Annotated in this window: 27 protein-coding genes and 1 pseudogene; 16 read left to right on the forward strand and 12 right to left on the reverse strand. The window is 41.8% G+C overall.

All coding sequences use genetic code 11. The features are described 5' to 3' along the window. Both L1D22_RS14390 and L1D22_RS14395 read right to left on the reverse strand, forming a co-directional pair. A pseudogene (locus L1D22_RS14390) lies at positions 1 to 569 on the reverse strand (IS5 family transposase); the annotation flags it as partial. Positions 570 to 773: 204 nt separating this feature from the next. Beyond that, on the reverse strand, positions 774 to 2,114 hold the full coding sequence (locus L1D22_RS14395) for a sigma-54 dependent transcriptional regulator (protein ID WP_239830290.1): 1,341 nt from the start codon (positions 2,112 to 2,114) through the stop codon (positions 774 to 776). Between the two features lie 336 nt (positions 2,115 to 2,450). Here L1D22_RS14395 and L1D22_RS14400 point away from each other — a divergent pair, with 336 nt between their 5' ends. The 6 genes from L1D22_RS14400 (at position 2,451) to L1D22_RS14425 (ending at position 6,637) form a co-directional block, all read left to right on the forward strand. Further along, positions 2,451 to 2,996, forward strand: a complete 546-nt coding sequence (locus L1D22_RS14400; protein ID WP_239830291.1) for a BON domain-containing protein — start codon at positions 2,451 to 2,453, stop codon at positions 2,994 to 2,996. 42 nt (positions 2,997 to 3,038) lie between these two features. Beyond that, positions 3,039 to 3,209 carry a DUF1328 domain-containing protein gene (locus tag L1D22_RS14405; RefSeq protein WP_010431958.1) on the forward strand — a complete coding sequence of 57 codons (171 nt, stop codon included), beginning with the start codon at positions 3,039 to 3,041 and terminating at the stop codon, positions 3,207 to 3,209. Between the two features lie 8 nt (positions 3,210 to 3,217). Beyond that, positions 3,218 to 3,415 carry a hypothetical protein gene (locus L1D22_RS14410; protein ID WP_010431955.1) on the forward strand — a complete coding sequence of 66 codons (198 nt, stop codon included), beginning with the start codon at positions 3,218 to 3,220 and terminating at the stop codon, positions 3,413 to 3,415. A 70-nt stretch (positions 3,416 to 3,485) separates the two neighbouring features. Next, positions 3,486 to 3,914: a hemerythrin domain-containing protein gene (locus L1D22_RS14415; RefSeq protein WP_010431952.1), complete on the forward strand. Its 429-nt coding sequence runs from the start codon at positions 3,486 to 3,488 to the stop codon at positions 3,912 to 3,914. 150 nt (positions 3,915 to 4,064) lie between these two features. Further along, positions 4,065 to 5,678, forward strand: a complete 1,614-nt coding sequence (locus L1D22_RS14420) for a diacylglycerol kinase family protein (protein ID WP_239830292.1) — start codon at positions 4,065 to 4,067, stop codon at positions 5,676 to 5,678. 41 nt (positions 5,679 to 5,719) lie between these two features. Further along, complete coding sequence (locus tag L1D22_RS14425) at positions 5,720 to 6,637, forward strand: mechanosensitive ion channel family protein (protein ID WP_016797856.1); 918 nt, start codon at positions 5,720 to 5,722, stop codon at positions 6,635 to 6,637. Between the two features lie 188 nt (positions 6,638 to 6,825). Here L1D22_RS14425 and L1D22_RS14430 read toward each other — a convergent pair whose 3' ends face one another. Then, on the reverse strand, positions 6,826 to 7,236 hold the full coding sequence (locus L1D22_RS14430; protein ID WP_010431943.1) for a hypothetical protein: 411 nt from the start codon (positions 7,234 to 7,236) through the stop codon (positions 6,826 to 6,828). A 107-nt stretch (positions 7,237 to 7,343) separates the two neighbouring features. After that, positions 7,344 to 7,772 carry a hypothetical protein gene (locus L1D22_RS14435; protein ID WP_010431941.1) on the reverse strand — a complete coding sequence of 143 codons (429 nt, stop codon included), beginning with the start codon at positions 7,770 to 7,772 and terminating at the stop codon, positions 7,344 to 7,346. 305 nt (positions 7,773 to 8,077) lie between these two features. Here L1D22_RS14435 and L1D22_RS14440 point away from each other — a divergent pair, with 305 nt between their 5' ends. From L1D22_RS14440 to L1D22_RS14455, 4 genes are all read left to right on the forward strand, one after another. Further along, positions 8,078 to 8,326, forward strand: coding sequence for a hypothetical protein (locus tag L1D22_RS14440; RefSeq protein WP_010431939.1), 249 nt, complete (start codon positions 8,078 to 8,080; stop codon positions 8,324 to 8,326). A 35-nt stretch (positions 8,327 to 8,361) separates the two neighbouring features. Next, positions 8,362 to 8,850: a hypothetical protein gene (locus L1D22_RS14445; RefSeq protein ID WP_239830293.1), complete on the forward strand. Its 489-nt coding sequence runs from the start codon at positions 8,362 to 8,364 to the stop codon at positions 8,848 to 8,850. Next, a complete protein-coding gene (locus L1D22_RS14450) occupies positions 8,837 to 9,049 on the forward strand; it encodes a hypothetical protein (protein ID WP_016795981.1) in 213 nt (70 codons plus the stop codon). The genes L1D22_RS14445 and L1D22_RS14450 overlap by 14 nt, the downstream gene beginning before the upstream one ends. Before the next feature lie 100 nt (positions 9,050 to 9,149). Then, positions 9,150 to 10,205: an AI-2E family transporter gene (locus L1D22_RS14455; protein ID WP_239830294.1), complete on the forward strand. Its 1,056-nt coding sequence runs from the start codon at positions 9,150 to 9,152 to the stop codon at positions 10,203 to 10,205. Between the two features lie 271 nt (positions 10,206 to 10,476). On the opposite strand, the gene L1D22_RS14460 is transcribed toward L1D22_RS14455, so the two are convergent. Together L1D22_RS14460 and add are read right to left on the reverse strand one after the other, a co-directional pair. Beyond that, positions 10,477 to 11,055: a sugar O-acetyltransferase gene (locus L1D22_RS14460; protein ID WP_239830295.1), complete on the reverse strand. Its 579-nt coding sequence runs from the start codon at positions 11,053 to 11,055 to the stop codon at positions 10,477 to 10,479. A gap of 167 nt (positions 11,056 to 11,222) precedes the next feature. Continuing rightward, positions 11,223 to 12,221: an adenosine deaminase gene (gene add, locus L1D22_RS14465; RefSeq protein ID WP_239830296.1), complete on the reverse strand. Its 999-nt coding sequence runs from the start codon at positions 12,219 to 12,221 to the stop codon at positions 11,223 to 11,225. Positions 12,222 to 12,341: 120 nt separating this feature from the next. Here add and L1D22_RS14470 point away from each other — a divergent pair, with 120 nt between their 5' ends. Next, a complete protein-coding gene (locus tag L1D22_RS14470) occupies positions 12,342 to 13,277 on the forward strand; it encodes a LysR substrate-binding domain-containing protein (protein ID WP_239830297.1) in 936 nt (311 codons plus the stop codon). Positions 13,278 to 13,410: 133 nt separating this feature from the next. Here L1D22_RS14470 and L1D22_RS14475 read toward each other — a convergent pair whose 3' ends face one another. Further along, positions 13,411 to 14,184 carry a helix-turn-helix transcriptional regulator gene (locus L1D22_RS14475; RefSeq protein WP_239830298.1) on the reverse strand — a complete coding sequence of 258 codons (774 nt, stop codon included), beginning with the start codon at positions 14,182 to 14,184 and terminating at the stop codon, positions 13,411 to 13,413. A gap of 97 nt (positions 14,185 to 14,281) precedes the next feature. Between L1D22_RS14475 and L1D22_RS14480 the strand changes: the two genes are divergently transcribed. The 4 genes from L1D22_RS14480 to L1D22_RS14495 all read left to right on the forward strand — a co-directional run bounded on the left by L1D22_RS14480 (position 14,282) and on the right by L1D22_RS14495 (position 18,507). Next, complete coding sequence (locus tag L1D22_RS14480; RefSeq protein ID WP_239830299.1) at positions 14,282 to 15,403, forward strand: multidrug effflux MFS transporter; 1,122 nt, start codon at positions 14,282 to 14,284, stop codon at positions 15,401 to 15,403. A 167-nt stretch (positions 15,404 to 15,570) separates the two neighbouring features. Then, positions 15,571 to 16,089 (forward strand): TetR/AcrR family transcriptional regulator, encoded by a 519-nt coding sequence (locus tag L1D22_RS14485; RefSeq protein ID WP_239830300.1) that lies wholly within the window; start codon positions 15,571 to 15,573, stop codon positions 16,087 to 16,089. Further along, on the forward strand, positions 16,086 to 17,141 hold the full coding sequence (locus tag L1D22_RS14490; protein WP_239830301.1) for an alcohol dehydrogenase family protein: 1,056 nt from the start codon (positions 16,086 to 16,088) through the stop codon (positions 17,139 to 17,141). Before L1D22_RS14485 ends, L1D22_RS14490 begins: the two co-directional genes overlap by 4 nt. Positions 17,142 to 17,376: 235 nt before the next feature. After that, complete coding sequence (locus tag L1D22_RS14495) at positions 17,377 to 18,507, forward strand: HDOD domain-containing protein (RefSeq protein ID WP_239830302.1); 1,131 nt, start codon at positions 17,377 to 17,379, stop codon at positions 18,505 to 18,507. A 156-nt stretch (positions 18,508 to 18,663) separates the two neighbouring features. On the opposite strand, the gene L1D22_RS14500 is transcribed toward L1D22_RS14495, so the two are convergent. The 4 genes from L1D22_RS14500 to L1D22_RS14515 all read right to left on the reverse strand — a co-directional run bounded on the left by L1D22_RS14500 (position 18,664) and on the right by L1D22_RS14515 (position 20,679). Then, on the reverse strand, positions 18,664 to 19,062 hold the full coding sequence (locus L1D22_RS14500) for a DUF1090 domain-containing protein (protein ID WP_239830303.1): 399 nt from the start codon (positions 19,060 to 19,062) through the stop codon (positions 18,664 to 18,666). A 63-nt stretch (positions 19,063 to 19,125) separates the two neighbouring features. Further along, complete coding sequence (locus L1D22_RS14505) at positions 19,126 to 20,031, reverse strand: homocysteine S-methyltransferase family protein (protein WP_239830304.1); 906 nt, start codon at positions 20,029 to 20,031, stop codon at positions 19,126 to 19,128. An 88-nt stretch (positions 20,032 to 20,119) separates the two neighbouring features. Next, the gene (locus L1D22_RS14510) at positions 20,120 to 20,398 is read right to left on the reverse strand and encodes a type II toxin-antitoxin system RelE/ParE family toxin (protein ID WP_102445494.1); all 279 of its coding nucleotides are present in this window, start codon (positions 20,396 to 20,398) and stop codon (positions 20,120 to 20,122) included. Continuing rightward, positions 20,395 to 20,679: a damage-inducible protein J gene (locus L1D22_RS14515; RefSeq protein WP_123300445.1), complete on the reverse strand. Its 285-nt coding sequence runs from the start codon at positions 20,677 to 20,679 to the stop codon at positions 20,395 to 20,397. Before L1D22_RS14515 ends, L1D22_RS14510 begins: the two co-directional genes overlap by 4 nt. Before the next feature lie 185 nt (positions 20,680 to 20,864). Here L1D22_RS14515 and L1D22_RS14520 point away from each other — a divergent pair, with 185 nt between their 5' ends. Beyond that, positions 20,865 to 21,566 carry a lipoate--protein ligase gene (locus L1D22_RS14520; RefSeq protein ID WP_239830305.1) on the forward strand — a complete coding sequence of 234 codons (702 nt, stop codon included), beginning with the start codon at positions 20,865 to 20,867 and terminating at the stop codon, positions 21,564 to 21,566. A gap of 29 nt (positions 21,567 to 21,595) precedes the next feature. Here L1D22_RS14520 and L1D22_RS14525 read toward each other — a convergent pair whose 3' ends face one another. Continuing rightward, entirely contained in the window at positions 21,596 to 22,408 is an 813-nt protein-coding gene (locus tag L1D22_RS14525; RefSeq protein WP_239830306.1) for an SDR family NAD(P)-dependent oxidoreductase, read from the reverse strand. Positions 22,409 to 22,781: the final 373 nt, after the last annotated feature.

The following is a 22,781-nucleotide window of genomic DNA, read 5'->3' on the forward strand; positions in this document are numbered from 1 at the left end:
CCATACCGTTGTTTCCACCTCTTGTTGGAGCCGTAGAGCTTTTGACAACCTACTGCTAAATTACGAGGGTGTCCTTGTTMCCAGAATGCAGCCCCTTCTCGTGGTGGGATAAGCGCAACCGCTCGCTTAATCCGTATCGCATCATGACAATTCCTTGTGTCATAAGCACCATCACCTGATATTTCAATTATTTTACGACRCGTTTGCTTGAGTAAGTTGGGGAGCACTTCGGCATCGGTTACGTTAGATAAACTCAGCTCTGCTGCGACTATTTCGTGAGTGCTTGTATCTACTGCAATATGCAGTTTACGCCAGACTCTGCGCTTCCCATCAGAACCATGCTTCTTGACCTTCCATTCACCCTCGCCATAAACCTTGAGGCCAGTGGCATCAATTGCCAGGTGTTGTATTGCTCCTCTGGTTTTGGTTTTAAATGAAACCTCAACTTCCTTAGCTCGRCGGCTTATACAGGTGTAGTGCGGGCAAACAAGCGGGATGTTAGCCAGCTTAAATACAGAGTCTAGAAAACCTTGTAGCGCTCTCAATGGCATAGAGAAAATGCGTTTCACCCGAATTACGCAACAAAGCCGCATTTTCATTCAATTAAGGAACTGATAACGCCTGTATCCTTATAAAAAAGAGGCGATGTTTCATCATAAACATCGCCTCTTTTTCTATTTGTTCTTTTAAGTCGCTTTATTCTTCTACTTAACTTTGTTGATCAGTATTCGGTTATCGGCTATTTCACATGGCAACATCAGATATGAATATTACTACTCTTGATACTTATCGAGCTTGTTATAAAGCGTTTTGATGCTGATTCCCAAGTCTTGTGCTGTTTCCTTTTTGTTGCCTTCATTTTCTTCGAGCGTATTGATAATCGCAGCTTTCTCAATCTTCTCGAGCGAAACACCTGCCGGAACTATATCCTCAACGTTAGTCCCTGTTTCTAAAGGAGGAGTATCAAAAATTAGGTGTTCATCTTTAATCGTCTCATCTGCCAATATAAAAGCTCTTTCAATACAGTGCTTTAATTCCCTGACATTCCCTGGCCATGCATGGGCTGATATTTTTTGAAGCGCTGATGTGAAAATGGTCTTCGCAGTGGTTTCATTTGCGTTGCGATGAGCAATAAAATGTTTTGCTAAGCCGACGATGTCGTCGCCTCTTTCACGCAATGGAGGGACATGTATGGGGAAGTGAGCCAACCTGAAATAGAGATCCTCTCTCAAAAACTGTTCTTCAATAGCGACTTGTGGATCTCGGTTTGTCGCTGCAATGACTCGAGTATTAGCGATACTCGTTGCATTGCTGCCTACAGGGCGATATTCACCTGTTTCTAAAACTCGTAGTAATTTGACCTGGTGCTCAAGTGGCATTTCGGTGATTTCGTCGAGAAACAATGTGCCACCTTCTGCTTGCCTAAACACCCCTTGGTGTGTGCGATTCGCCCCTGTAAAAGCGCCTTTTTCATGACCAAATAATTCACTATCAACTAACTCAGGGCTGATAGCACCACAGTTGATTGCAATAAAAGGTTGGTTTTTACGATCACTGGCAAGGTGAATCGTTTGTGCGACTAATTCTTTACCTGCCCCACTTTCGCCTACAATCAAAACATTGGTGTCAGTCTTCGCGACTCTTCTTAAAGTTCGATACAGCTTATGCATGGGCTTAGAAGAACCGACTAACATACCGAACTGGTCTAAATCGCTGGTGGACACTTTACGCCCTTCTTCCTGCTTCTGGAGGAAGTATTGACTGAAGTCTGCAAGGGTATCTTCCAATATTTGCATGTCGACGGGCTTTCTATAATGGAAGATTGCGCCATGGTTCATCATCATGTCTAAGTTTTTGTTTGGTGTACCTGTACTGATAATAATCAAGTCCATTTCGTCCAATTCTGTTGCACTCGATAAGGACTTAAAATCATCGTTAGTAAATCGAGAGACTTCAACAATAGCAGTATCTGGTTGCAGTTGTTGTAGCTTGTCAATCCAATGAACATCCATAGTACTTTGAATTATTTCAAAGCTTGATAATTCATCTAGAGAGTTTATTTGAGACCGCAATAATTCATCTTTTAACTCTATAAACAGTGTCGGTAATGACATGATTTAACTCTCTTTTTGTACGACAGGAAACGACCTTGATAATAACATGATGTCCTTCAAATACGAATCTATCATTTACTATACGCCACCTTTTAAATGTAGTTACAGTATTACTGATAGTAGAAGTGGCTAATTAATAGTATTGATATTAATTATTCTAGGATCTCCATTGATGATAATTTTTACAAAATACTCGTGTAATTAATACACCTCCGATCATTTTACCAATGGTAAATTTTTTAAAATTAAAGTGTAAATCCTTTATTTTCAGTTAGTTAAAAAGTTGGCATGCTGGTTGCAATTGTACAAGTGTCAGTTAACTAGAGGAGATAATTAATGAGAAATACTGCAAGTAAAATATTATTAGCTACTTTGATTGCAACTTCTTCATCAACTGTTTTTGCTAATAGCATGTGGGAAAAAGAAACTTTCGATGCGTGGATTGATGGAAAAGCAGAAACGACTTTATTACTGAATACTAATTTAAACTCATTTGACATCAACACCTACGTTAAGAATCGAGTGGTTACTTTAACTGGCTCGGTTAAAAATGAAACAGAGAAAGATTTGGCAGAAGAGTTAGTGCTAAGCCTAGATGACGTTAAGTCTGTAAAAAACGAACTTACAGTGATTGATGAAGACAAAGAAAAAACACCTGCAGCCGTACAAGCTTTGACTGATGCTCACATAAAGACACTGGTAATCACTCGTTTATTAATGAACACCAATGTTAGTGGTAGCGATATTCAAGTTGAAACCGAAAAAAGTGTGGTTATCTTGAAAGGTTCAGTTTCATCAAGCAGTGAACACGACTTAGCATTATCTATAGCAAATAATACCCCGAATGTAGAGAAAGTGGTGGATAAATTAAATATTATTTAACCTCTTTACAATTGGTAATTTATTAACAATTGGGGAATAACGATGATTCGCTGGTCGCTAATATTTTTTATTGTCGCAATTATTGCCGCCCTATTGGGATTTAGTGGTATCGCTGGGGCTGCTGCGACAGTAGCAAAGATCATATTTTATATATTTGCAATATCACTACTGGTTTCAGTGGTAATTATGTTGCTGAATAAAAACAAACATTAGGAGTTTATATGAACATCAAATCGAACGCTTACCGTTTTTTAACTATTGTGGGTATTACATTTGCACTTGCGGCATGTAGTGATGAAGGTCCGATGGAACAAGCCGGGGAAAATGTAGATGAGGCTGTAGAGGATACTCAAAACGCAATAGAAGATAGCTGTGAAAATATTAAAGAGCATTTAGATGCGAAAGATGAAGATTGCTAGAACTGTCATCTAGAGTGCAATGAGATGCCAAAATCCTCATAAAAATAAACCAATGAAGTAGGAATTAGATATGAAAAATATATTTGATGTGCTCAAAGACAGTCATGAAAAGCAACGACTTTTGATGGATGCGTTACTCCAAACTTCGGGAGACACACAAGCTAGGCAAGAACTCTATGTTAACCTTAAGGATGAGTTAACCAAGCATGCGATTGCAGAAGAGCGCCATTTTTATGCACCTTTGATCGAGAGTGATCAATCCATTGACATGACTAGACATGGAATCGCTGAACATCATGGAATCGACAAAATACTCGCTCAACTCGATGATACAGAGATGTCTTCACCAGCTTGGCTTGTTTTAATGAAAACATTAAAAGATAAGGTTGAACATCATTTAGAAGAAGAAGAGCAGCGTTTTTTTCAAACCGCAGGTCGAGTCTTAGATACTGAACAAAAAGAAACATTAGCTCGTAAATATGAAAAAGAGGTTGCTTGAATCACGAAGTAATCAAATTCTTTAAATAAGTATAAAACTGCTTTGTTATCAAGCTAAGGGCTCATTCTTGAGCCCTTCTTTTATTTAATTTAGAGATAGATAAATTTACGGATAAATATATTTAAATTCACGGACAAATTAAGGCGTAACATGTTTATTATTAAATATTATATGCTTCTTGCTATAGCTTGTTTTTTTGCTGCTGCTCTTATACCACAGCTAATAATCCGTGGTGTTTTTGCCTGGTGTAGTTTGTCGATGTTCATCGTTAGTGTTGCCTACATCTTCGATATGCCGTCAATATTTAGGAAGACTAGCGATGGGAAAATAGTGTGGTGGATCAGATGGATCTTCATTCCATTCTTCTTAGGTGTTCGACTGTACAATGCATGGGCAATTGAAAGAGATAAAGTTGAACCAATACAGCAGGTTGGAAAAGGTTTATATGTATCTCGTCGTTTGTTCCCTTCAGATTTATCGTTCTTAGAATCTCAAAACATCCATTGTATTGTAGATGTTACAGCTGAGTTTTCTGGTTTAGAAAGTGCAATGACCGGTGATCAATTTCGCTATTTAAACACCCCGGTTCTTGATCATAAAGTCCCTAAAATGCATAAGCTTAAACATGCTATAAATTGGATCGATACCCAAATCAATCAATCTAGATCGGTTGTTGTGCATTGTGCTCTCGGTCGAGGACGTTCTGTCTTTGTCGTAGCTGCCTATCTTTTAGCAAAAAATCCGTCACTTACTGTAGAGCAGGTCTTGAAAAGTATTAACGACGTGCGAAGTACAGCCCAATTGAACCATCTACAACTAAAAACACTTCAAGCAATCAGTGATAAAGGTTTACTCACTCTTGGCCATAAAGCTTGCCTTATTGCCAACCCTGTTGCAGGTGGTGGTAAATGGTTGGCGAATGAACAACAGGTTATTCGTGAACTTACGAGGAAGTACAGTTTAGATATTTTTCTTACTAGCCAAGAAGTATCAGCAGAAATATTAGCTAAGCAGGCCAAAGACCGGAATACTGCGCATATTATCGTTGCAGGTGGCGATGGGACGGTTAGTGAAGTCGCAAGGCAAGTTAGGAAGACTGATACACAACTCGGGATTATACCTTTGGGTACCGCGAACGCTCTATGTCATATGCTTTATGGATTGACCTCGAAAATATCGCCTGTTGAAAAAGCGTGTGAGGCTATTTTATCGGGCAACTCAAAAAGAATCGATCTGGCGTTCTGTAATCAACAACCAATATTACTGCTTCTTGGTATTGGGTTTGAAGAACAGATGATCGATTACGCACATCGAGAACAAAAAAATGAAAAAGGGCAATTCGCGTATTTGACTGGGTTCTTCAATGCAGTAATCACCGACGATAATCAACACTTTCAAATTTCAATCGATGACCAACCATCACAAAGTATGAAACTACAAAGTTTGGTCGTGGCGAACTCTTCCCCTTTTAGTACTGTGCTTGCTCAAGGGGGACAGCCTCCTAGGCCGGATGATGGGAAGCTGCATATTACCTATTTGGAAAATACAAATTCACTTAGTAAACGAGCTATCGCTCTATCTGATCTGTTGTTATCGAGTCTCGGAGCGAAAGAACAAGCTAGTTACTTTACTTATGCTTCGGCACAGCTCGTTAAAATTGATTCTGACCGACCTATTTCATACGTGATTGATGGAGAGACGTATTCGGCTGATTCACTGGAGATAAGTATTGATAAGCAAGCCTTAACGGTTTGTATTCCATGAATGTATTGATTAATCCGCATATTGAATAAGAAGGAGACACCATGGAAATGAATCTCTCTTTTAACTTAGAGAAGTTTCAGCATCTGATAGAGGGTAAGTTAGAGCATTGGTTAGTTGAAGCAATTAAACTTATCCCTAACCTGATTGTTGCTTTTGTTACGTTTCTTATTTTTATCTTTGTTGCCAACATAAGCGGTAAGTTGTTTAAAAGATTGAGCAATAGAGTTGTCGACTCTCAAGAAGTCATTAACTTACTGGCTTCTATTGTTAAGGTTACCATTGTTACTATTGGATTTTTTGTCGCGTTAGATTTTGTTGGGCTCCAAGGTACGGTTACATCGTTGCTTGCCGGTGCCGGTATTCTAGGTTTAGCTATCGGTTTTGCTTTTCAAGATATGACTGAGAACCTCATTTCAGGTATTACAATGAGTATTCGTAAACCTTTTAAAATTGGCGATGTTGTTGGTTCCAACGATGTCATGGGTACCATAGTCAAAATAAACTTACGAAATACACTGGTTGAAACGTTCTCTGGTCAACACGTCATGATTCCCAATAAGATGGTTTTCCGAAATATTTTGACGAACTACAGTCGAAAAGGACGAAGAAGGGTCGAGATCCCTGTGGGGATTTCCTACGCAGACTGTCCCAAAAGAGCCGCTGAGGTGATAACCAAAGCGATAAACCAAAAGTCTTATGTTAGTCGGAAAGAAGATACGACGGTTTACGCTTCAAGCTTTTCTGATAGTAGCGTTAACTTATTGGTTTGGTTTTGGATTGAGTACCCAGGAGGTTTTGGTTATATGGACGCAAAGCACGACGGTATTATAGCAGTTAAAGAGTCATTATCAGAGGCTGGAATGACAATACCGTTTCCGATTAGAACACTTGATTTTGATCCCAAAGGCGGTAAGAGTCTGTCTAGAATGATGACTGGGGCTGTCGATGACGCTTCCTAGAATAACATAGCGGTCCCTCTCGTAAAAAAGCGTCAAGGCAATATGCCTCGACGCTTTTTATTTTGAGTGATGTCAGAATTAGATCAGAATTAAACCTAGCTTATTCCCACTGCTTAATGATTGTGTTGTAGGCTTTGATTCTCTTCTCAAGTTAATTAATCGTATCTATTTTAGATGGGTTATATCTGTTACAAATGCTTTGCTATTTCATCATTTTCAACTTGCAACGCCGCAACCCAATAGGAGAAAAAAGCAGACATATGCTGATTGTTAAACTTTCTAATAGTGTTTTTGAGGTAAGAAATTAGGCTTAAATTACTCTGGTACATATCGTTATAACTAACAATTAACGCAGGGGGCTGACTCAATATGTCATTGTCATTAACTTCATTGTTAATGCAGAACTTGGTGTTTACTTCGTTTATTAATGAACGTTCAACTTTTATAAATCGATTTGCAGCTCTTGCAATGTTCCCATGTGCTTTTTGTTCAATTAGGTCAACACATGAGAAGTAGTGATCTTTCAATGTACATAGTATTTTTTCTATGCCTTTATAGTGAATTACCTCAAGGGGATCATTGTCCTTTTTAAACAACATATCATTACTCCTTTTTATCTCAGTAGTATTTATAATTTCAGTTGATTTATAAGAATTAAAGTAAGCCTTTTCTTTGATTCTGATTTCCAACCATCATTCGCTAATAACTAATTCTGACGCATGTTGTGTATTTGGTCTCGACATGATTCCATTTCATTTTTTACCACTTTTAATCTTCTTCTCCCTTCTAAATCAGGGTTAGTTTCTAGCAGTGATTCAATGTCGGAAATGATCTTTGTCTCGACACCTTCTAGGTGCTTTAAATAGAGCTCTTGATTATTTTTACCTTTTGTATCTTCCGCTTCAATACAGCGCTCTCTGGCATTTATCGTATAACTAGCGGGTATCTGTTCTTGATGTATTTTTGAGTAGTAAGTTAAAGATTGTAACTTTAACTCTGCACATTTCTTTACCGTGTAGATATCAAAAAGATTTTTTGCCATCTTTTCACTTCTTATGTTGGATATCGCTTTTTCGTAAATAATATTTCCACTTTTTATCAGGTTAACAATAGATAATATACTTTGGTTTCTCATGAATCCTCATTTGGTTCTAAGCTGTATTTGGTACATTGCATTTTTTATGCCAGTTAATAACCCTATATTCAGCTTGTTTCGTCTAAGGTTTTACTTTGTTTTTGTAAAAAATACATTAATAGATGTTTTCTAGTGAAATTATTACATTGATCAATGCCATTTATTAATGATATGGAAGCTTATCTTCAATCATTCTGGTACTTTTGAAAGTTGGCACGATGCTAGCATTGATTATTAAAGTAGCTAGAGATTAATAGTATTAATATTATTCTCTGGCTTATGATAATCAAATAAGGAGAAAACTTATGCCAAAGTCAAACGCTAAAAATTCAGAAGCCAAACAACAAATTGAAGAAACTTATGAAAAAGCTGAAGAGGCTGCAGTAGAAGTTATCGAAAATGTGAAAGAGGCGGTCCATGAAACTCTCGAGGCCAGCTCTGAAAGTGTGAAGAACACGTCTGAGAAAGCGGAAAACATCATTAAAGAGCGTCCATTATTGAGTGTTGGCTGTGCGTTTCTCGCTGGTTGGGCTGTCTCGAAGTTAATCAAATAGCCATATATCAACATCGCAATTGAGAGAGCACCGTTATGCAGGTAAATAGTCAAAATGATCCAGTAAACTCTGCCAATGATAAATCGAGCGATCGTAAGGTGGATGATCTTAAACGTTCTGCTTCTGAGTTAAATGGATTGTGGAAAGACTTAGCTATATTACAGACACATACCCAGCAATGGTCTCAATCGACTTTAGAACTTTTCTTATTGGAGTTTCGCAATAGTGTTGATGCATTTAAAAAGCGTCTTGTGTTTCAGCTCCTCTTTGTTGCGTTGTTACCGCTGTTTCTTTTTAGTATCGCCGTCGGTGCTGGAGTCGTGATCTACTACTTCACTTTGAATCTGTTAGCGGGTTACGGCGCGTTTATATTCACACTCGGTTTGATTCTAATATGCTTGGTACTTCGTTCTGGTTACTTAAAGCAATTTATAGGTTTTGAATGTACGAAAGAGCAATTGAAGGAGGGGTTACATGTCAGCACTCAAAAATCGACAAAGACAGATTCAAATGAAAAGACTTGAGGGGAGAAGTAGAGCTCGTCAAGTTGCACTTTGTATGGGACTTATTCGTCACAAAGGAAAAGAGTTTGTTCACAAGTACCCCTTGTATGCTCTTGGCATCACAGGCCTTGGTGTTGTAATTTTGAATCGAACTCATCGTTTTAAATCGTCTGTTTTTGGTTATAAACAGCTATCGCTAATACTTAATTTACTTAAGTAACCATCATTTTTAATTCAAGTTAGTGTTGGCTGACGGTATCGAGTGCCTGATTCAAATTGACGAAGCTTCAAAAACAAGACCTCCTACTCATAGGAATAAAATGACATCAAAAAAATACAGTATTCTTAGACAACGAAGTGTGTTGCAAACTAGTTTTATGCTCCTTGCTGTTCTCATGATGTCTATTTTTACATTACATATCGCCAAGCCATTTTTGTTGCCAATCATCTTTGGTGCTTTTATTTCTTTGCTATGTAGCCCTCTAGTTAACTACCTTACTCGCTTCGGTATCCCTCGAGTCATTAACGTAATGGCTGTACTTATTGGTTTTATTGGCTTTGTTGTGATTAGTTTGAATATGTTGAGTGAGCCCGCTCAGCAATGGTGGTCAAAATTACCAATGTTGGTTGAGAATGTATCTAATGAAGTGAGTGAGGTTACTCAAAACAGTCGCTTAACTGACGCCACCGGGTTCTCTATGAGTAGTACTGTTACCAATGATGGGCTTACCAATAATACGGCTTTTTCCATTATAGAATCAGTGCTTACGACAACACCAACCATTGTTACTCAGTTGTTGGTTGCGTTTCTTATGGCGTATTTCATGATGAATTACGGTCGAAAAATTTATTCTCAAAGCTTATCTCTTTTTGAATGCTTTTCAGATAAGCGTAGGGCAGTTGAATTGGTTAAAGTTGTTCAAAAGGATTTGTCTCGTTACATAGGAGCCATCACCATCATTAATGTTTGCTTAGGACTCACTGTTGGCTTTGCTTTTTATATTACGGGATTGCAAGACCCTTTCCTTTGGGGCGCTTTTGCAGGCCTAATGAATTTTATCCCCTATCTTGGCCCGATGGTTTCAGTTACGTGCTTTGCTTTAGTCTCTTTTATACAGTTTGAGTCGTTTAGCTATGCATTGACGGTTGCTGCGATCTTCCTGGCGATTAATTTGATAGAAAGCCAATTGGTTACTCCTACATTACTGGGGAAAAGGTTTAGTCTCAATCCGCTGATTTTATTTGTATGGCTTGTGTTTTGGGGTTGGCTATGGGGCTCTATGGGAATGCTAGTAGGTGTTCCATTACTTGTCTGTGTGAATGTACTTTTTGAACAGTTAAGACATCCAAGGTTGAATGCTCATAAAGGTCAGTAGAGTAGAAGTCAGTCAGCGTTACATATGAAAATAGAGCAGAAGGTCGCTGTGGAGAGCAATAAAGCTTCGCGTTTTGTCATTGGATTTTCCAATCATGATGACGTTGGAGCTACATCAGTTCGAAAAAATTATCGTGAGTTTGTTTCTATCTAAGTGTAGCTAAATTACGAATTTTGATAGGGGGAAGGGCATTATCGTTATTAAAAAATCAGATAGAAGAAAAGCCACAGCGTTCTCTGTGGCCTTATTTCTTTGCTCCGAGAGCAGTTAGCTATCGTATTTGCTCAGTATTTAAATGACGAATCAACTTCGCTGGCGTACCACCGTATAGACAGTCTGGTGGTACGTCGCTGTTGACTACGGAGTTAGCTGCGATAACCGAACGAGCCCCAATCGTCACGCCTTGATTGATAACAGAATTACCGCCAACCCACACATCATTTTCGATTGTTATTGGTAAACAGAAGGTTTCCCATTTACGACGACTTAGATGGTCTAGAGAGTGAGAAGCCGTATAAAACTGAACACTTGGCCCCACCAAAACATTGTTACCAATCTTGATGTTCGCGCCATCAAGCATCACCACGTTCATATTGATGAAGGTGTTGTCACCGATCTCAATGGTTTTACCAAACTCACAATGGAAAGGAGGACGTACAACACTGCTGCCGATTTTGCCAAATAGATTGGTTTGAAGGCTCGGCTGTTGAGTGTCGTCGGAACATTGATTGAAATCTGTCAGAGCTTTACTTGCATGAGTGCGCATTTGGTCTATCTCATGGTCTGCGCCATCAAAAATTTCGCCAGATAGCATCTTTTCTAGTTCAGTTTTATCGTTTGTATTACTCATGCTTGCCCACTTTCTGAGAGTCTCGGTCTAAATGACGAATACTGCAAGAATAACGATTTTTGGACATAAAAAAAGAGAAAAGCCTCAGCCTTTCTCTTCCTATTTTTTGCTTTAAGCACTAATGCTAAGCGAACCCAGCTATTCAGCAAAAGGCGTGCTTTGCCAAATTAGATTTGCTCAACAAAACCCATTAGGTGCTGTCTCACTTCGTCTGAAGCAAATGCGCTCTCTACAGAGTATTTGTAGATTTCTGCGTAATCTTCTTTTGTTAGGCCGAATGTTTCACACACACGCTTCACTTCGTTAGTCATGGTTGTGTTCGACACAGTGCGGTTGTCTGTGTTGATTGTTACAACGATACCGTCTTTTTTGAATTCAGCAATTGGGTGGTCGCTGAATTGGTGAATACATTTAGTTTGAACGTTACTTGTTGGGCAAGTCTCTAGTGCAACCTGCTTCTCTTTAACGATGTTGTACGCATCTTCGTTGCCTTGGATGTGAACACCGTGGCCGATACGCTCAGCGTCTAGCATAGTGACTGCATCGTAAACGTTCTGACCATGCCATTGCTCACCAGCGTGAACTGTCACTCGGTAGCCTTGTTCGATAGCGTATTGCGTGTATTCAGGGAATTCAGCACAGAAGCCTGGCTTTTCACCGCCTGCAATATCAAACGCAACCACACCTTTACCAAGGTAAGGTTTACCTGCGTCGATTACGTCTTTGATAGAGTCTTTAGGGAACATACGCAGTACAGACATGATGTAGTTGCCCTTGATGTCGTATTTCTCTTCAGCACGCTTCATGCCTTTTACTGCGCTTGCAATGATCGTATCAAGAGACAGACCTTTGTTTACGTGCAGGATTGGTGCAAAGCGAACTTCTAGGTACTTAACGTTTTCTAGCGCTGCGTCTTCGTAAAGCTCAAAAGAGATACGTTCAATTGCTTCTTCAGTCTGCATTACTTGCAGTGGCAGGCTGAAACAAGCTAGGTACTCATCTAGGTTTTTGCAATCTTCTGGCACAGTTAGAGATTGAACAACCGCATCGCGATCTTCAGGCAGTTCGATATTGTACTGTTTTGCTAGGTCAATAATCGTATCTGGGCGAACACTTCCGTCTAGGTGGCAGTGTAAATCAATCTTTGGTAGTGCTAGAAAATCCATGAGTATTCCTTAATTCTATTATTCTTTGAGCGTGTTAACTCACATGCGCTAAATTTACCAAGACCATGATATGATTTAAAGTGACAATTAATCATCATTAACCTGAATTTAGGGAATATCATGGTAGATGTTAAAAGCTTGCTTAAATGCGATATGAATTTGCTGCTTTGCTTACACGTTCTGATTGAAGAGCGAAGCGTGAGTAAAACGGCAGAACGACTCTTTTTGAGCCAGTCTGCGGTAAGTAAACAGCTCACCAAACTCAGAGCTTTGTTTGATGATCCGCTGTTTGAGCGCGAATCCAAAGGGCTATTCCCAACCCCGAAAGCCACCTCTTTAGCGCCTAAGATTCATCAGATTCTTCTGCAAATTGAACAGCTAACCGTGCCGGATATCTTTGAGCCGAAAGACAGCGAACGCACTTTTAATATCGATCTTGTTGAAACCGCTTATACCGCGATTTACCCTAAATTTATGCCTAACGCGTTGGCAGGTGCACCAAAAATTACGGTAAACAGCACAACTTGGAGTAGCGAAACCTTTAAGCGCTTACTAAAGCGGGAGGTCGATTTTGGGATAGGGATTTTTGAGCTCGACGAAAGGGCGAGTACCCACATTCAAAACATCCCTGCCGAGCTAAACCATGTCGAGTTGCTGCAAGATTACTCTGTGTGTTTGATGCGTAATGATCACCCAGTGCTTCAAGAAGAGTGGAACCTGCAAGCCTTCCTTAAATACCGTCATATTCAGTTAGTCACGGGTGGCATTGGCGACTGGCTGCTACTGGAAATCTTGCAATCCAAACAGCTTCAAATTAACAAAGCCGCCAACGTGTCGGACATCACCAGCGCAGTAAAGCTGTGTAAGCAGAGCGACTTGCTAATGTGTTACCCATATAACTCGGTACGAGATTACATTGATAGCGGTGAGTTAGTGATGAAGCCTGTTCCGGTCGATTTGGTGCCAGGAGGCTTGTTCTTGCTTTGGCACAAGTATTTCGATTCAGAGCCGAGCCACAAATGGTTACGTGATTTGATCATCGAACAGACTCGATAGCTGAGATGTTTCAATGACAATGCGATCGGCGAACAACTGAGCCCACTTAATCTCACTAAACAAAACCAGAACCCATGTTCTGGTTTTTTTGTATCCGTGAACAGCCAAAATGTCGGTAAATCTTAAACAACAATCACACCCCCAACTTGGTAAAAGCCAGTGGTGTTTGTCCGGTTTGTTGCTTGAAAAAGGCAATAAATGCGCTGTTGGATGAAAACTCTAACTGGTGCGCCACATCGCCGACTTGTCGGTTCTCTGATAGCAGTTCAATCGCTTTAAACAAGCGCCACTGTTGTCGCCACTCTTGATAGGTCATGCCTGTTTCAGCTTTGAATAATCGGGTAATCGTTTTGGTGCTTGCGCCAGCTGAGTTCGCTAATGTCGATAATGCAGGGGCGAGAAAAGGGGCGGTTCGAACTTGTTTACAAAAGCTTTTAAAGCGGCAATCTGTCGGTAGCGGCAAGATGAACGAATGCTGATTGGCGCTGTAAAACTCTTCCCAGAATAGGTTGGCGGTGTTGGTGGTTTGCTCCGGTGCGATGTTCCAATCCCAAAAGGCCATCTTATTGATCAGCGCCTTCAAAAGCTCGTTCACTTCCACAATCTCAATGGCCTCTGGGCAGGTGTAAATACTGCTATCGAAATAGAGCGAGCGATAGGCGACTACATTGGTCATTTGCGCTCGGTGCTTGGTATAGGGCGGGATCCACACGGCTTTGGTCGGCGGTAAAATGCAAAGGGCGTTTTCTAAGGTCAAGGTGATACAGCCTTGCGGAGCATAAAGAAGTTGCCCCTTAACGTGGTGATGTATGCCCGAGTCATGTTTGCCTAGCTCTGCGGCAATGCCAATGACAGGCGCGGGTAAGCTGTCTGCATCAAACTCGATAGTCTCACTAATTAATGCCATTTGTCCCAATCTTGTTGTTTTTGGTTTTAATGTTGTTAACGAGCCAAGGTTAGTTTCCTCTAGACTTCGCGTCAAGTTCACTGGTCTTGGAAAAATGATGAAAACAAAACCTTCTTTATGGCAAATGGTGCTGCTGTTGATGTTCCCTCAAATCGCAGAAACCATCTATAGCCCGACTCTGGATTCAATATCGAAATCCTTTGATGTCAGTTACACACAAGCGGCACAAACCCTCTCTATCTACTTCTCTGCATTTGCGGTGGGTGTGGTGGTATGGGGCGTGTTAGCGGATAAATGGGGACGTCGCCCCACTATGTTATTGGGGATGGGGTTATTTGCTTGTTCAGCACTCATTGCCATGCAAACCGACAGTTTTACGTGGTTGATGATAGCAAGAGCGATGGGCGCTTTCGGACTTGCTGTTGGCTCTGTCGTCACCCAAACCATGCTTCGAGATGCTTTTAGTGGCACAGAGCTAGCCAAGGTATTTGGTTACATGGGTATGGGGCTGTCGATTAGCCCAATCATCGGGTTGCTACTTGGTGGTCAATTAAGCCAAGCAGGCGGGCATCAATATGTGTTTATTGCCCTATTTATTATGGTATTAGCGTTGCTGGTACATAGCTTATGGTCGCTGCCTGAAACACAGCAATCTAGGCAGCCGTTGCAATTAAAATCGCTCAGTATTCACATGATTAAAGACGGCGGTATTTGGGTATCGGCACTGCTTGTCGCGTCGTTCAACATTGCGTTGTTTTCGTATTACCAACTGGGTTCATTCACCTTCTTACAGCTTGGATTCAGCATCGAGCAGTTTGGTTATAGTGGCGTGGTGCTTGGATTCGGAACCTTGTTGGGAAGCTTGGTTAACAAAGCACTATTGAAACGACAAGTGTCATCTATCTCTTTGATTGCCTTAGCGGCAGGGCTTCAAACATTAGGTGCGGTGGGTGTGTGTTTTTCACAACACACGATCTGGTTCTTGCTTCCGATGATGTTGGTGGTTATGGCGTTTGGCATTGCGATTCCTAATGTATTGAGCCGAGCGTTGGTACGTTACCAATCTCAAGCAGGAAGTGCAGGCGCACTGTTTGGTTTGATGTATTACACCTTGATTGGTTCAGGGCTTGCTTTAGCAGGAATGATCCAAGATCTAGGTGTGGTGTTAGTACTTTGTGGCGCGTTATCTGTGTTGGTGACGATACGTGGTCGAATCTAGCTTAAACGGTAAACCTCTCATCTATATCGATAAATTCCGCATTCTATTTGGTGCGGAATTTATCATTTTATTGATTCGTAAATTAGGATGTTGACATGGGTAGAGTGATCGTTCTACTCTGTAGGTAGAACAATCATTCTACCTGTGTCGGGTATTGAGAGAGCACTATGTTGAGAGAACAGATTGCAGCAAGCCTTGAAGTAGCGTTCAGCCAACAAGGTTTTGCGGAACCGAGCGTTGCGCAGTTGAAAACGGCGTGTAATGTCAGCCTAAGAACCCTGTATAAACACTTTCCTTCAAAAGAAGCGATGATTGTTGGTGCATTGGAATACCGACATCAACGCTATCTCGATTTCTTACTGGAGGCGTCGCCAGGGGCTGGTTTGGAATCTGTCACTCATATTTTCAACAAGCTCCAACAATGGTTGGAAGAGTATGCGCCGCATGGGTGCATGTCGATGAATGCGATTGCTGCGTTCCCAGATAATGAGCTTATCAACCAAGCGGTTACGCAACATAAAGAACAAGTTCGTTTGCTTATAGGCAAGCAAAGCCTGCGAGATGATCTCGCGACACCACTGTTTTTACTTCATGAAGGCGTATCAAGCGCGTGGCCGGTCTTAGGCGAAGAAGCGGTGGCATCAGCACAGAATATGGTTACAAAATTACTCGAGGAAACACGATGAAATTCGAACTACCAAAGACAATGAAAGGCGTAGAGATGTTGGGTCACGGCGGAGCAGAAATGCTTGGCTACCGCAAAGATATCGCTGTTCCTCAAATCGAACCTAATGAAGTGCTGATCAAAGTGATGGCGGCAGGCGTTAACAATACAGATATCAATACACGAATCGGTTGGTACTCAAAAAGCGACGATTCAGACGACGCAAGCTGGTCGGGTGAAGCGTTGAAGTTCCCTCGTATCCAAGGTGCTGACGTGTGTGGTTTCATCGTGGCAGTCGGTAATGAAGTCTCTGCCGATCGTATTGGTGAACGTGTTCTTATCGAGCCTTGTTTAACGGAAGTGTACGGACGAGATCTGCCACAACCATGGTATTTCGGTTCTGAGTGCGATGGTGGTTTTGCTGAGTACACCAAAGTTGCAGCGAAACACGCTTATGCGGTCAACAGTTCTATGTCGGATGTAGAGCTAGCCTCTTTCCCATGTTCTTACTCGACAGCAGAGAACATGCTGACTCGCGCAAATGTGGCTGAAGGTGATCGCGTACTTATCTCTGGCGCATCGGGTGGTGTGGGTTCGGCGGCGATTCAATTGGCGAAAGCGCGCGGTGCATACGTGATTGCAATTACTAGCCCAAGCAAGAATGAACAGTTACTTGAATTAGGTGCTGATGAAGTGGTTGCTCGTGATGCTGATTTGGTGGAAGTATTAGGTGCAAGCAGTGTGCATGTGGTTATCGACTTGGTTGCCGGTGACAAGTGGCCAGAGTTTCTTGAAGTCCTAAAACCGCATGGCCGTTATGCAGTCTCTGGTGCGATTGGTGGTGCGATGGTCGAGCTTGATGTTCGTACCCTGTACCTGAAAGACCTTAGCTTTTTCGGCTGCACGGTTTTAGAGCCGCAAGTATTCCAAAACTTGGTTAACCGCATTGAGCAACAGCAGATCGGCGCAATTGTCGCGGAGTCTTTCCCATTGGCTGACATCCATACTGCACAGGACGAGTTCTTGAAGAAAAAGCATGTAGGCAAGATTGTAATAGAAGTAGCAGAGCGCTAGTTTTAGTCAGCCGCACGATTTAGATTGGTGGAAGAGCGAGCAAGCGTTATTTGCTCGCTCTTTTTGTTTCTGTCGAATACCGGAGGCTTGGCCTAACAAATTGTTGAGTAACAGATCTTATACAGCTGAACAATTAATGATTCATTTATCACTGTATGGTTTATGAATTACCTGTGCGATAATCACCGCCGTTATATATCCCGATTTATGTTGTATTCATCTAGGAGCCGTATTGATGTTTAAAAGGGTATTACAGGCACTATTTTCCCCTTTCGTTACTAATCAAAGTAAGCAAAGTCATTCTTCAAAAAGTGTCTCCCAACAAGCTATCTCCCAACAAACGACCTCTGAGCAGGAAAGCGTTAAAGCAGAGCAAACCACGCCTCGCACTTCAATCTTTGTTCCGCCGTCGTCTGCTCAGTCATCATCATTAATTGTCGATAAAACGATAAGCCTTCACGATGGAGAGTTCCTTGATTATCTGTTTGGAGAATCACGCCTAAGAACAGAGTCTGACCCGTTTAGCGACTTTGTGGCTTGCCAAATCGAACGCTTGATTCGTTCTCCGAAAGCGCTGCTTAATGAGCTGCCCGTTATGCCTGCCTCTGTCACAACATTAATGGGTGAACTACAGAGCGACGAGTTTGATGTCGAGGCACTGTTAAGGGTGATTGAGCGTGAGCCAAGCATGGCAGCCGATGTGATTAAACTGGCTAACAGCGCCTTCTACAAACGCAGTGAAAAACAAGTTACCGACTTAAAAACCGCTTTCCTAAACATGGGCTCACAAGGGCTAATCGAAGGAGTAGTGAATTCTTACATGAAGAACTTTACGCCGGGCAATAACATTTACTGGCGTCATTTCGGTGAGAAGATTTGGAATCACAGCATCCAAACGGCTTCTTTTTCAAAGGAGTTAATGAAAGAGTCGCCATCTCAAGAAGACCAAGCTAGCGCCTATTTTATTGGGCTGATCCGTAACCTAGGTAAGATGATCATTTTCCAAATGATGGTGGAGGCATTCAAACATGTTGACCCTTCTGTGCCACCTAATTCGTTGGCTTTGAAGCGGTTAATTAATAGCTACTCTATTCGTCTCACTTATACCATTGCTAAGTTCTGGGAGTTGCCGGAGTCGGTACTGACAGCTATTGGCTATCAAGAATCGAGCCGCTACGCATGCACACCACTTGGCCAAGCCGTGTTTGAGGCTAACTACCTAAGTGAACTGAAATATTTGTTGGAAGCTAAAATGATTACGGCTGAAAATTTTGAAACCAGATGCCAGCAAATCTTGGTCACGCCTGTCGCTTATCTTGTGGCTAATCGTTTACTGAAAGAGTCCGAGCTGGCACTTGTTGGTTAGGTGGATCGGGCTAAGATATAAAGCAAATCGCCTCTCGAATTGAGAGGCGATGGATTTTAAGTTTGCTTAAGCAGACAAGCAGCAGACAAGCGAAGCCGGTGCGTGAAGCTAGGCTGAGAAGTAGAAAGTAGATACAGCGATGAAGCGTTGCGATGCTTATTGGATCTCAGACAGCTCTTCCATCAAACGGTCACGCTCTTCAAGCTCGTCTTCGATTTTACGTTGGTACTTTTTCACTTTCTGAGTCTTACCAGACTGTTTCGCTTCTTCGAGATCTTCTCGGTATTCAGCGAGATCTTCTTTACTGGATTCTATTTTTTCAGCGATTTTGTCTTTCAAGCCGTCATTGGTGCAGTTAGCTTTCACTTCTTTTAGTGCTTTGGTTAAGCCATCAATCTTGTGTTGATTGCCGTATTCCTTTGCTTTGTCTATTTGATATTCGATTTCACAGCTTTTTCTCTCACAGCCGGATAAGTCTCCACACTGCGACCCCGCAAAACTATGGAATGATAGAACGCACAGAGACAATATTGAGCTCTTTAGAAGTAGTTTCATGCTTTAATCGTTTGATTTATAAATTGAGTTTAGATTGTCCGATGTTATCAACAACACGAATAATTAGTTTGGCTCAACGTCACTTAATTTCCAGTGCGCCAAAGCTCTAATGTGTTCTGGTCCGATACCACAACAACCACCAACAATATTGGCACCCAATGCGTGCCAACGTTTTGCGTAAACTAAGTAACCTTGGCCATCCAGCTCGCGCATCTCTTGAAGCATGTCGTTCGCTTCATGTTCGCTGCTGATCGGCGCAAAGTTATTGGCGTAGACACCGATGTCTAAATCACAGCCTAACTCATCTATCACTTGTTTAGCATCGATGATGGCTTGGTCCATCACTTCCGGTACCGAGCAGTTGAACATAATGCCTTTCGCGTTAGATTGGCAGGCAAGCTTGATGGCATCTGTTACGCTCTCACCAGAACGAATGTTGGTAGAGTCACCCTTGGTGTCTTCCAAGCTGAATGCGTAGTAACACGGCTTATCGGACTGCTTAAGTACTGTATGAATGGATTCGAATTCTTGCAGGCTACAGATGGTTTCCGCGATCCAAAGGTCGATGTTTGGATTTTGGGCATCGTATAGGGTTTGAATGATTGGCGCCGCTTCTTCTACCTTGAACAAATCAGGTCGGTAGCTGCCAAACGGTGGCGGAATCGCACCTGCAACTTTAACTGTGTGAGGTGCATTGTCAGCAATTGCCTTAGCCAGTTCACCAGATAGCGCCGCTAGCTCAAAGCCTCGCTGTTCAAAGAGATCTTCACCCAAGTGAAAAGGGACACACGCATAGCTGTTTGTTATCAGGATTTCAGCACCTGCATCGACAAAGTTTTGATGCGCTTGGCTGACGAAATCGGGTGCTTCAATCAGCGCTTGAGCACTCCAAAGAGGCTGTGAGAATGGCGCGCCAATTTCTTTGAGTTCTCGGCCCATGCCGCCATCAAGTATGGTTAGTGTTTTCATATTCAATACTATCTAAACAATTGCTGAAGTTCTGCCGTCACCATATCAGACAACCTTGTTAGACAGAAGCCATCAAGCCCCAGTGTAATCAATCCATAGGGAACTTTTGTTTCTGATGGAGCACGCGCATAATTCGGATAATGTCGCCTTCGATCCAATAGGAGACGATCATCGAAATTTCAGGAATTATAAGTAATCGTCCACGAATGCCGTCTCTCTGTACACCCATTAGAGGCTGATCAAGCAAGTTTTCTACTTTTGTTTCAATGAGGTTGTCTGCGTTCTCTGCCGCATCAGGATTGAAGTCATAGATAAACTCAAAGATCCTTTCACGATCATTAAGTGACTCTTCTTCCCATAAAATCATTGCTTATCTCGATTACGGATTCTGGCTTTGCGTTCTTCCATTCGAGATTTAGCAGTTTGGTGTTCAACGAATACGGATGTTCCTGAGTCAAACTTCTCAAATGCTAGGTTTACTTGTTCAGTTAGCCATGCATCGTGAGATAATGTTTGTCTTTGTTGCTCAGCGAGTTGCTCAGTAAGCTCACGGCAAGCCCCACTCAGTGTACGACCTTGGCTCTCAGCCATCTGTTGAGCTAGGCGTTTTGTTTCTTCATCAACACGAAATTGAATTCTAGTGTCCATGATGCATTCCTTTATTGGTGTGTGTACAAATGTTAGCACTAGGCTTTGAGATGGGCAACTAACAAGCGACTATGACACCATTAACTAACTTTTGGTGCTGTTTTCATCCTAGATAGTCTCATATGTCATCAACCATTTCAGAAAGTGAAATGATTGATCACCACAAACTGTAGAGGAAAAGTGCATTGAAGTTAACGAATAAACTCGTACGTTACCCGCATATTGATGTTGATCGTGCGTTTGAAAAAGAAGATAAGTTATTGCAGCAAATACAGGCGGGTGAGATTGGACAAGCGTTGATGTTGTGGCAAGCAAAAACGCTAACACTTGTTTTACCCGCAGGTAAAAAGTGGCCAGTGACGTTAGAGTCTCGAAAGCAACTCGAGGCACAAGGGTGGCAACTCTCTTCACGTAAAACGGGTGGTGCTCCCGTTCCCCAGCTACCGGGAGTCATTAACCTATCGCATATTTATCATTGGCCGAGAGATGAAGCGTACAATATTCAAAAAGCATATCTGCATTTATGTGATGTTTTAACTCAGTTTTTTAAAGAGTTAGGCGTTGATGTGGATGTACACGCGACTCCCGGTTCTTATTGTGACGGCGACTACAACCTCAATATCAATAAACAAAAAATAGTGGGTACTGCTCAGCGTGTTTTGTTGAAACGAGGAGGCGGTCAAATTGTACTTTCGCAAGCTTGTATCTTATTAGATGCGGACTTAGAGCACATCGTTGCTCCTGTGAACTTTTACAATCAGATTTGCGGTAACCCGACCGTGGTAGAACCGTATGTTCATACTCCGTTGTCTGAGCATGTGACGCCTCTACCCAACGTAGACTTACTCTTTCAGCAGTTAAGCCAAGCTTTTATCAAGCACGCGTAATGTTATGCGCTGCCAGAATTAGATGGGGGCTACGTGCAATTATTCTCTAGCAACTGGTAAAGTACTTCCACTAATTTATGGTTTTTAGCGGGATTCAATGCATCGGCATGAGGGTCTTTGAATAACCCTGAATCATTATCAAAATACTTTCCTGATGCGTTGGCAAACTCATCTGACAGTGCTGCTCGACATAAGATATCAGCACCAATTCCTAAGTCATTGCCATCTAACCCATATGCGTCTTTAACCAATTTACTGCCAAGAAATGAAGCCGGATTAACGGGAATGATTAGGGGCCCTTGATCTCTTAATTGGTGCGCAAGATGGATTGACCACATCGTTAACGCCAACTTACTTTGTGCGTAAACTGGACCATCCAGTTCGCCTGCGTTTGGGCTAGTTAGTGCGTCTAAATCTACGGATGATTGGGCTGCTGAAGATAGGTTCACGATACGACCTTTCGCATCAAAAAGAGGGAGCAGCTTCTGTGTCAGAAGATAAGGCGCAATGGTGTTCACCACAAAACGCACATCAAGATTGTCTGGAGTAGTGACTTCTGACACTTTGTATATACCAGCGTTGTTGATGAGTATATCGAGTCGCTTGTGATTGCTTTTGATTTGGGTTGCGAGCGCCTCAACTTCAGAAAGCGTCGATAGATCTGCGATGTAGCTTTCGATGATGGCGTTTTTAGACAGGCGAGATAAAGCTGTCACGACTTTGTGAACTTTGGCTGGGTTGCGGCCATGAATGAGAACGTGGTGTCCTTGCTGAGTCAGCGCTTTTGCGGTCTCTAAACCAATGCCATCTGTGGCTCCTGTGATCAGAATTATTTTTTGCATTTTTGATCCTTCAAAAAATAGTTTGAACAACGTTATAACAAAGATTAATGACACATAGTTGCATTTGGCTCACAGGCTGAAGACTCAAATGTGAGTCTATGGGACACAAGGCTAGCTAGGAATGCTCAAACCAACAATTAACCATTAAACGAAACACGATTAACGAATTATTAAGAATGCCTTTTGGTTACTAAATTAAATAAATTCAATGTGTTAAATGAGGCTTGTTGTTTTAGCGATGCTTACCAATTCGATTGTTAACGAAAACTAAAAACTCATTCAGTCTTTACCACTCTTATTATTTCACTCTGGCTTCGTATACTGCTCAACTAGGCCATTAATGCCCCACACAACAGATGAGAGTGAACCGACC

Source organism: Vibrio sp. Isolate34 (assembly GCF_022397915.1).
Lineage (GTDB): Bacteria > Pseudomonadota > Gammaproteobacteria > Enterobacterales > Vibrionaceae > Vibrio.

What these genes read in the sequence shown, in the direction of transcription:
- L1D22_RS14395 (WP_239830290.1), bottom strand. Translation starts at nt 2,114, where the DNA reads ATGTCATTACCGACACTGTTTATAGAGTTAAAAGATGAATTATTGCGG.
- L1D22_RS14400 (WP_239830291.1), top strand. Translation starts at nt 2,451, where the DNA reads ATGAGAAATACTGCAAGTAAAATATTATTAGCTACTTTGATTGCAACT.
- L1D22_RS14405 (WP_010431958.1), top strand. Translation starts at nt 3,039, where the DNA reads ATGATTCGCTGGTCGCTAATATTTTTTATTGTCGCAATTATTGCCGCC.
- L1D22_RS14410 (WP_010431955.1), top strand. Translation starts at nt 3,218, where the DNA reads ATGAACATCAAATCGAACGCTTACCGTTTTTTAACTATTGTGGGTATT.
- L1D22_RS14415 (WP_010431952.1), top strand. Translation starts at nt 3,486, where the DNA reads ATGAAAAATATATTTGATGTGCTCAAAGACAGTCATGAAAAGCAACGA.
- L1D22_RS14420 (WP_239830292.1), top strand. Translation starts at nt 4,065, where the DNA reads ATGTTTATTATTAAATATTATATGCTTCTTGCTATAGCTTGTTTTTTT.
- L1D22_RS14425 (WP_016797856.1), top strand. Translation starts at nt 5,720, where the DNA reads ATGGAAATGAATCTCTCTTTTAACTTAGAGAAGTTTCAGCATCTGATA.
- L1D22_RS14430 (WP_010431943.1), bottom strand. Translation starts at nt 7,236, where the DNA reads ATGTTGTTTAAAAAGGACAATGATCCCCTTGAGGTAATTCACTATAAA.
- L1D22_RS14435 (WP_010431941.1), bottom strand. Translation starts at nt 7,772, where the DNA reads ATGAGAAACCAAAGTATATTATCTATTGTTAACCTGATAAAAAGTGGA.
- L1D22_RS14440 (WP_010431939.1), top strand. Translation starts at nt 8,078, where the DNA reads ATGCCAAAGTCAAACGCTAAAAATTCAGAAGCCAAACAACAAATTGAA.
- L1D22_RS14445 (WP_239830293.1), top strand. Translation starts at nt 8,362, where the DNA reads ATGCAGGTAAATAGTCAAAATGATCCAGTAAACTCTGCCAATGATAAA.
- L1D22_RS14450 (WP_016795981.1), top strand. Translation starts at nt 8,837, where the DNA reads ATGAAAAGACTTGAGGGGAGAAGTAGAGCTCGTCAAGTTGCACTTTGT.
- L1D22_RS14455 (WP_239830294.1), top strand. Translation starts at nt 9,150, where the DNA reads ATGACATCAAAAAAATACAGTATTCTTAGACAACGAAGTGTGTTGCAA.
- L1D22_RS14460 (WP_239830295.1), bottom strand. Translation starts at nt 11,055, where the DNA reads ATGAGTAATACAAACGATAAAACTGAACTAGAAAAGATGCTATCTGGC.
- add (WP_239830296.1), bottom strand. Translation starts at nt 12,221, where the DNA reads ATGGATTTTCTAGCACTACCAAAGATTGATTTACACTGCCACCTAGAC.
- L1D22_RS14470 (WP_239830297.1), top strand. Translation starts at nt 12,342, where the DNA reads ATGGTAGATGTTAAAAGCTTGCTTAAATGCGATATGAATTTGCTGCTT.
- L1D22_RS14475 (WP_239830298.1), bottom strand. Translation starts at nt 14,184, where the DNA reads ATGGCATTAATTAGTGAGACTATCGAGTTTGATGCAGACAGCTTACCC.
- L1D22_RS14480 (WP_239830299.1), top strand. Translation starts at nt 14,282, where the DNA reads ATGAAAACAAAACCTTCTTTATGGCAAATGGTGCTGCTGTTGATGTTC.
- L1D22_RS14485 (WP_239830300.1), top strand. Translation starts at nt 15,571, where the DNA reads ATGTTGAGAGAACAGATTGCAGCAAGCCTTGAAGTAGCGTTCAGCCAA.
- L1D22_RS14490 (WP_239830301.1), top strand. Translation starts at nt 16,086, where the DNA reads ATGAAATTCGAACTACCAAAGACAATGAAAGGCGTAGAGATGTTGGGT.
- L1D22_RS14495 (WP_239830302.1), top strand. Translation starts at nt 17,377, where the DNA reads ATGTTTAAAAGGGTATTACAGGCACTATTTTCCCCTTTCGTTACTAAT.
- L1D22_RS14500 (WP_239830303.1), bottom strand. Translation starts at nt 19,062, where the DNA reads ATGAAACTACTTCTAAAGAGCTCAATATTGTCTCTGTGCGTTCTATCA.
- L1D22_RS14505 (WP_239830304.1), bottom strand. Translation starts at nt 20,031, where the DNA reads ATGAAAACACTAACCATACTTGATGGCGGCATGGGCCGAGAACTCAAA.
- L1D22_RS14510 (WP_102445494.1), bottom strand. Translation starts at nt 20,398, where the DNA reads ATGATTTTATGGGAAGAAGAGTCACTTAATGATCGTGAAAGGATCTTT.
- L1D22_RS14515 (WP_123300445.1), bottom strand. Translation starts at nt 20,679, where the DNA reads ATGGACACTAGAATTCAATTTCGTGTTGATGAAGAAACAAAACGCCTA.
- L1D22_RS14525 (WP_239830306.1), bottom strand. Translation starts at nt 22,408, where the DNA reads ATGCAAAAAATAATTCTGATCACAGGAGCCACAGATGGCATTGGTTTA.